At 64.5% G+C, this 7,687-nt stretch carries 8 protein-coding genes; all 8 read left to right on the top strand.

Annotated elements, in window-relative coordinates; genetic code table 11:
* Positions 1-141: 141 nt before the first annotated feature.
* The 8 genes from rsxB to RT697_RS05530 all read left to right on the top strand — a co-directional run bounded on the left by rsxB (position 142) and on the right by RT697_RS05530 (position 7,626).
* A complete protein-coding gene (rsxB, locus tag RT697_RS05565) occupies positions 142-780 on the top strand; it encodes an electron transport complex subunit RsxB (RefSeq protein WP_313697349.1) in 639 nt (212 codons plus the stop codon).
* Positions 777-1,412 carry an endonuclease III gene (nth, locus tag RT697_RS05560; protein ID WP_312430407.1) on the top strand — a complete coding sequence of 212 codons (636 nt, stop codon included), beginning with the start codon at positions 777-779 and terminating at the stop codon, positions 1,410-1,412. Before rsxB ends, nth begins: the two co-directional genes overlap by 4 nt.
* Positions 1,413-1,764: 352 nt before the next feature.
* The gene (locus RT697_RS05555) at positions 1,765-2,538 is read left to right on the top strand and encodes an ABC transporter ATP-binding protein (protein ID WP_175122982.1); all 774 of its coding nucleotides are present in this window, start codon (positions 1,765-1,767) and stop codon (positions 2,536-2,538) included.
* Positions 2,535-3,245: an ABC transporter ATP-binding protein gene (locus tag RT697_RS05550; protein ID WP_062840538.1), complete on the top strand. Its 711-nt coding sequence runs from the start codon at positions 2,535-2,537 to the stop codon at positions 3,243-3,245. The genes RT697_RS05555 and RT697_RS05550 overlap by 4 nt, the downstream gene beginning before the upstream one ends.
* A 64-nt stretch (positions 3,246-3,309) precedes the next feature.
* Complete coding sequence (locus RT697_RS05545) at positions 3,310-4,524, top strand: ABC transporter substrate-binding protein (protein WP_056568137.1); 1,215 nt, start codon at positions 3,310-3,312, stop codon at positions 4,522-4,524.
* Positions 4,525-4,623: 99 nt separating this feature from the next.
* Positions 4,624-5,511, top strand: coding sequence for a branched-chain amino acid ABC transporter permease (locus RT697_RS05540; RefSeq protein WP_313697348.1), 888 nt, complete (start codon positions 4,624-4,626; stop codon positions 5,509-5,511).
* Entirely contained in the window at positions 5,508-6,491 is a 984-nt protein-coding gene (locus RT697_RS05535; RefSeq protein WP_175122984.1) for a branched-chain amino acid ABC transporter permease, read from the top strand. Before RT697_RS05540 ends, RT697_RS05535 begins: the two co-directional genes overlap by 4 nt.
* A 112-nt stretch (positions 6,492-6,603) precedes the next feature.
* Positions 6,604-7,626, top strand: a complete 1,023-nt coding sequence (locus RT697_RS05530; protein ID WP_313697347.1) for an ABC transporter substrate-binding protein — start codon at positions 6,604-6,606, stop codon at positions 7,624-7,626.
* Positions 7,627-7,687: the final 61 nt, after the last annotated feature.

Below are 7,687 nucleotides of genomic sequence, written 5' to 3'. Positions count from 1 at the left end.
GCCGCCGGTGGCGCGAAATGATCTGTCCTAAAATTGCCGAGTTCATCCGGCAATCGGCTTGACGACGGCCCCGCGCCGGCCGCCGGCAACCTGATCCGTACCCCCGGGGCCCGAGCGGCCCCTTTTCATTACTGGCTTTACATGTCCTGTCGCTCATTAGCCGACCGCGTTGACGCCTTGCTGCCTCAGACGCAATGCACCAAATGCGGTTACGACGGCTGCCGGCCGTATGCCGAGGCCATCGCCGAAGGCGCCGTGCCGATCAACCGCTGTCCGCCCGGCGGTGAAGACGGCATCGCGCAGTTGTCCGCGCTGCTCGGCACGCCCCTCCTGCCGCTTGATCTGTCGCGCGGCGAACCAGGCCCGCTGCTGGTCGCGCGCATCGACGAATCGCATTGCATCGGCTGTACGCTGTGCATCCAGGCCTGTCCGGTCGACGCCATCGTCGGCGCGAACAAGCACATGCACACCGTGCTGGACGACTGGTGCACGGGCTGCGACCTGTGCGTGGCGCCCTGTCCGGTGGACTGCATCGAGATGGTGCCCGCCGGCCGCGCGTGGACCAGCGAGGACGCCGCGATCAGCCGCCAGCGCCATCGCAACCACCTGGCGCGCGCCGAGCGCCTGGCGGCCGACAATGCGCGCCTGATGGCGCCGGAGATATCCGAAGCGCCCGCCCCCGCCGCGCCCGCTTCCGAGGAAAAGGAAGACCGCAAGCGCTCCGCCATCGAATCCGCACTGGCCCGCGCCCGGGCCCGCCGCAATCCCACGCAGTCATGAACGCCGCCAAACGCCGAGAGATCTTTGCCCGCCTGCACGCGGCCAATCCCACGCCCACCACCGAACTGGAATACGACACGCCGTTCCAGCTGCTGATTGCCGTGCTGCTGTCGGCGCAGGCCACGGACAAGTCGGTCAACATCGCCACGCGCAAGTTCTTCCCGCAGTACGGCACGCCCGAAGCGCTGGCGGCGCTGGGCGAGGAAGGACTGGCCGACTACATCAAGACCATCGGCCTCTTCCGCACGAAGGCGAAGAACGCGATCGCCACCTGCAAGATCCTGATCGAGCAGCATGGCGGCCAGGTCCCGCAGACGCGCGAGGCGCTTGAAGCCCTGCCCGGCGTGGGCCGCAAGACCGCCAACGTGGTGCTCAATACCGCGTTCGGGCAAGCGGCGATGGCGGTGGACACGCACATATTCCGTGTCTCGAATCGCACCGGCATCGCGCCCGGAAAAAACGTGCTGGAAGTCGAACTGAAACTGATGAAGTTCGTGCCGCAGGAATATCTGCTGGACGCGCATCACTGGCTGATTCTGCACGGCCGCTACGTCTGTGTGGCGCGCAAACCGAAGTGCCCGCAATGCGGCATTTCCGATCTCTGCGAATTCAAGCAGAAAACCCCTGCATAAAGCATCCGGCGCGTGCAAGCGCGCAGCGGATTATGCGAGCGGAAAACCGGGTTTTCCCTCGCCTATTCCGCGTGACATCTTGATGACGATCAACGCGTAATTGCTGCAACGCATTTCCATATTGGAAAGGCTTTCTCCCCATGCGCGCGCTGCATTGTCGGCGTGCCGACAATTGCCCTTTCCGCAGTGCAAAACCTATGACAAACCCTCATGGAATTTTGATTGCGACGTCCGCATACTCGCCGGCAACTCATAAGAAAACTACGCACGAAAACAGTTTTCGAACCCTGCGGGGGCCTGACGCAATGACGCCAGGCAGAGACCATATAAATACAACGCTGGTGCAGCGAACATGGATGACACAATCCTGGAGACAAAAGGCCTCACCAAGGAGTTCCGCGGCTTCGTCGCGGTCAACGGGGTCGATTTGCGTATCAAGCGGGGCGAGATTCATGCCTTGATCGGGCCTAACGGCGCGGGCAAGACCACATGCTTCAACCTGCTGACCAAATTCCTGGCGCCCACGTCGGGCAGCATCAAGTTCAATGGCATCGACATCACCGGCGAGCGCCCCGCGCAGATTGCACGGCGCGGCATCATCCGGTCGTTCCAGATCTCGGCGGTGTTCCCGCACCTGACCGTGCTCGAGAACGTGCGGATCGGCCTGCAGCGCAAGACGGGGCTGTCCTATCACTTCTGGCAAAGCGACAAGCGCCTGGCCGCCTTGAACGAGCCCGCGCGTGCGCTGCTTGAACAGGTGGACCTGGGCGGCTTTGCCGACGAAACCACGGTCAACCTGCCGTACGGCCGCAAGCGCGCGCTCGAGATCGCCACCACGCTGGCGATGGAGCCCGAGCTGATGCTGCTGGACGAACCCACCCAGGGCATGGGCCACGAAGACGTGGACCGCGTCACGCAACTGATCAAGCGCGTGAGCGCCGGGCGCACCATCCTCATGGTGGAACACAACATGAATGTCGTGTCCTCCATCGCCAACACCATCACCGTGCTGGCGCGCGGATCGGTGCTGGCCGAAGGTTCCTACGCCGAAGTCTCCCGCCATCCGGCCGTGATGCAGGCTTACATGGGCACGACCGACGGCGAACTTCAAGGAGCGCACGCATGAGCACCCCCGCACTCGAAATCTCGGGCCTGAATGCCTGGTACGGGGAATCGCATATCCTGCACGGCGTGGACATGCGCGTGGGACAGGGCGAAGTCGTCACGCTGCTGGGCCGCAATGGCGCCGGCCGCACCACGACGCTGCGCGCCATCCTGGGCCTGACCGGCTCGCGCAAGGGTTCGGTCCGCATCCATGGCACCGAAGCCATCGACCTGCCCACCTACAAGATCGCCCACCTGGGCGTCGGCTATTGCCCCGAGGAACGCGGCATCTTCGCCAGCCTGTCCTGCGAAGAGAACCTGCTGCTTCCGCCGGTTGTCGGCTCGCTCGGCGGCGGCATGTCGCTGGCCGAGATCTACGACATGTTCCCCAACCTGCAGGAGCGCCGCAATTCCCCCGGCACGCGCCTGTCGGGCGGCGAACAGCAGATGCTCGCCGTCGCGCGCATCCTGCGCACCGGCGCCAACCTGCTGCTGCTGGACGAAATCTCCGAAGGTCTCGCGCCCGTCATCGTGCAGGCGCTGGCCCGCATGATCACCGCGCTCAAGCAGCGGGGCTACACCATCGTCATGGTGGAACAGAATTTCCGCTTCGCCGCGCCGCTGGCCGACCGCTTCTACGTCATGGAGCACGGCCAGATCGTCGAGCACTTCGAAGCCGCCGAACTTTCAGAAAAACAGGACACGCTCAACGAACTGCTGGGCGTCTAAAGCAACCTGTGTCATCCGCCGGAACCCCGGCAAACACCACAATGTAGGGAAGAGGAGTCATCCCATGAAGCTGCACACCATCACTGCTGCACTGGCCATGGCGGGCCTGGGATTCGCGGGGGCAACCGCCCACGCTCAAGGTATCTCCGACGATGTCATCCGCATCGGATTCATCACCGACATGTCGGGCGTGTACTCCGACATCGACGGCAAGGCGGGCCTGGAAGCCGTGCGCATGGCTGTCGAGGACTTCGGCGGCACGGTCAACGGCAAGAAGATCGAAATCGTTTCCGCGGACCACCAGAACAAGGCCGACGTGGCCTCGGCTCGCGCCCGCGAATGGTTCGACCAGCAGAAGGTCGACGTCATCATCGCCGGCACGAACTCGGCCACCAGCCTGGCCATGGCAGCGGTCGCCGCGGAAAAGAAGAAGCCCTTCATCGCGGTGGGCGCCGGCTCGTCCGACCTGACCAACGCGCAATGTTCGCCGTACACCGTGCACTACGCCTACGACACCGTGGCGCTGGCGCGCGGCACCGGCTCGGCGGTGGTGAAGGACGGCGGCAAGAGCTGGTTCTTCCTGACCGCCGACTACGCCTTCGGCCACGCGCTTGAGCGCGACACGATGGCGGTCGTCAAGGCCGCGGGCGGCGAGGTGAAGGGCCAGGTGCGCGCACCGCTGGGCGCCTCGGACTTCTCGTCCTTCCTGCTGCAGGCGCAATCGTCCAAGGCGCAGATCCTGGGCATGGCCAATGCCGGCGGCGACACCATCAACACGGTCAAGGCCGCCAACGAATTCGGCGTCACGCAGACCATGAAGCTGGCCGGCCTGCTGGTGTTCATCAACGACGTGCACTCGCTCGGCCTGGATGCCACCAAGGGCATGTACCTGACCGACGGCTGGTATTGGGATCAATCCGACGCCTCGCGCGCCTGGTCCAAGAAGTTCGAGTCCAAGGTCGGCCGCAAGCCGTCCATGCTGCAGGCGGGCGACTACTCGTCGGCAATGTTCTACCTGAACGCCGTCAAGGCCACCGGCTCGGATAACGGCGACGACGTGATGAAGTGGATGAAGTCGAACAAGGTGAACGACTTCTTCGCCCAAGGCGGCGTCGTGCGCGAAGACGGCCGCATGGTCCACGACATGTACCTGATGCAAGTGAAGACCCCGGCCGAATCCAAGGGCCCGTGGGACTACTACAAGGTGGTGGCGACGCTGCCTGGCGACGAGGTCTACACCAAGTTGTCCGAGTCCACCTGCAAGCTGGTCAAGAAATAAACCAGCCCATGTGATCCTGGATGCGGTCCGGGCCGATGGCCCGGCCGCACTCCTCCTGACTAGCTCGCTTCCTTCCGTACCGCGCAGGACTTTCCCAAGATGACTGACATTTTCGGCATCCCCATACAGGCCTTGTTCGGCCAGCTGTTACTGGGCCTGGTCAACGGTTCCTTCTATGCAATGCTGTCGCTCGGACTTGCCGTCATCTTCGGGCTGCTGAACGTCATCAACTTCGCCCACGGCGCGCTCTACATGCTGGGCGCGTTCGTCGCATGGATGGGGCTTTCGTACTTTGGCCTGAACTACTGGGTCATGCTGATCCTGGCGCCGCTGATCGTGGGGCTGTTCGGCATCATCATTGAAAAACTGCTGCTCAAGCATCTCTACAAGCTCGACCACCTGTACGGGCTGCTGCTCACCTTCGGGCTGACGCTGCTGATCGAGGGGCTGTTCCGCAGCTTCTACGGCGTGTCGGGCCAGCCCTATCCCACGCCCGAGGCCCTGCGCGGCGCGACCAACCTGGGCTTCATGATCCTGCCGAACTATCGCGGCTGGGTCGTGGCGGCGTCGATCATCGTCTGCTTTGCCACGTGGTATGTCATTGAACGCACCCGTCTGGGCGCCCTGCTGCGCGCAGGCACCGAGAACCCGCGCCTCGTGGAATCCTTCGGCGTGAACGTGCCGCGCATGATCACGCTGACCTACGGCTTCGGCGTCGCGCTGGCGGGCTTTGCCGGCGTGCTGGCCGCGCCGGTGCTGCAGATTTCGCCGCTGATGGGCTCGAACCTCATCATCGTCGTGTTCGCGGTGGTCGTGATCGGGGGCATGGGGTCCATTTTCGGCGCCATCGTCACCGGACTTGGCCTGGGCGTGATCGAGGGCCTGACCAAGGTGTTCTGGCCCGAAGCGTCCAGCACGGTCGTCTTCATCATCATGGCCATTGTTCTGTTGATCCGCCCGGCCGGGCTGTTCGGAAAAGAAAAATGAATCGTCAATTCCTGGGCTATGCGGTCCTGGCCATCGTGGTGGCCTTGCTTCCCTTCGCCGGCGTGTATCCGATCTTCGCCATGAAGGTCATGTGCTACGCCCTCTTCGCGTGCGCCTTCAACCTGCTGCTGGGCTTCACGGGGCTGCTGTCCTTCGGCCACGCCGCGTTCCTGGGCAGCGCGGCCTACGCGGCCGGGCACAGCATGAAGGTCTGGGGCCTGCCGACCGAGTTGGGGCTGCTGTTCGGCGTGGCCGTGGCGGCACTGCTGGGGCTGGCCATGGGCGCGCTTGCCATCCGCCGCAGCGGCATCTATTTTTCGATGATCACGCTGGCGCTGTCGCAGATGGTGTTCTTCTTCTTCCTGCAGGCCAAATTCACCGGCGGCGAAGACGGCCTGCAAAGCGTCCCGCGCGGCACCTTGCTGGGACTGGTCGACCTGTCCAAGGACATCAACCTGTACTACCTGGTGATGGCCATCTTCATCATTGGCTACTTCATCATCTGGCGCACGGTGAACTCGCCCTTCGGCCAGGTGCTGCAGGCGCTGCGCGAAAACGAGCCGCGCGCCATCTCCCTGGGTTACGACGTGGACCGCTTCAAGCTGGTGGCTTTCGTGCTGTCGGCCGCGCTGGCCGGCCTGGCGGGCGCCACCAAGACGCTGGTGTTCGTGTCGGCCACGCTGTCGGACGCCACTTGGCAGATGTCCGGGCTGGTGATCCTGATGACGCTGATCGGCGGCCTGGGCACGCTGACAGGCCCCGTGCTGGGCGCGTTCATCGTGGTGCTGCTGGAGAACAAGGTGGGCGACTTTGGCCAGATGATGGCCAACCTGACCGGCGTCGAATGGTTCCTGCGCCTGGGCGAATCGGTCACGATCGTCAGCGGCCTGATCTTCGTGATCTGCGTGCTGGCCTTCCGCCGCGGCATCGTGGGCGAACTGGGCGCCCTCTTCAACCGCCGCCGCACTGCCCGCGCATGATCTGAATCTTCGGTTGTTTGACCCCCGGGGCCGCGCATAGCGGCCCCGTTGCATTGGGGCGTGCGCGATCGCCTCGTACAATGGCAGGCACCTCACTACACAGGTGCCGACCATGCGCATCACGCATCTCGTTCCCGGCTTCGGCGCACTCGCGCTGGCCGCCGCCCTGCTGTCCCCCGCCGCGGCCCACGCCGCGCCCGCCGCTCCGACATGCGAAGTCGACCGGCCCATCCGTTTCAGTGGCCTGAACTGGGAATCCAACCTGGTGCTTGCCGGCATCGAACGCTTCGTGCTGGAACATGGCTACGGCTGCAAGACGTCTGTCGAGATCGGCGAGACCCTGCCCATGCTGGCCGCGCTGCAACGCGGCGACGTCGACGTCACACCCGAGGTCTGGCCCGGCCAGATCGAAGGCGCCTGGAAGAAGGCGCTGGCCAGCAGCAAGGTGCTGGGCGTGGGCCACGTTTATGACGCCGGCGAAGGCTGGTATGTGCCCCGCTACACCGTCGAACGCCACCCGGACCTCAAGTCCGCCGCCGACCTGGCGCGATTCAAGGAAGTGTTTGCCGACCCCGAGGACCCGGGCCGCGGCCGCATCTATGGCTGCCCGGCCGGCTGGGCCTGCGGCACGCTGAACGACAACCTGCTGCGTGCGCTGAAGCTGGACAAGGACTACTCCCTGTTCGCGCCCGGCTCCGGCGCCGCGCAAAAGGCGGCGATCGTCTCGGCCTACAAGCGCAAGCGCGATATCGTCTTCTACTACTGGACGCCCACGTCGCTGGTCGGCGCGCTGGATCTGGTCAAGCTCGAACTGCCGGCGTTCGACCAGGCCGCCTATACCTGCATGACCGACCCGAAATGCGCCGATCCCGTAGCCACGCAGTTCAAGCCCAATCCGGTGGTCACCGGCATGAACGCCCAGTTCGCCAAACAGGCGCCGCGCGTCACCGAGTTCCTGACCAAGCTGACGGTGCCGGACGACGCCATCGACGCCACGCTGGGGTGGCTGGAAAACGAAGGCAAGGAACCCGAGGACGCCGCGCGTTATTTCCTCAAGCAGTACGCGCCCGTCTGGCGGCAATGGATGCCCGCGGATGTTGCGGACCGCGTGCAGGCGGCGCTGGCCAAGGAATAACGCGCCGGCTCATGTATTCTGGCGGCTCGGCCGGCAGAGGCCAACCCGATTCAAGCGAAGG

This window comes from Achromobacter sp. (assembly GCF_032113835.1).
Classification (GTDB): domain Bacteria; phylum Pseudomonadota; class Gammaproteobacteria; order Burkholderiales; family Burkholderiaceae_B; genus Achromobacter.
Note: the sequence above shows the minus strand (reverse complement) of the source record. Positions and strands in the feature narration are given on the sequence as shown.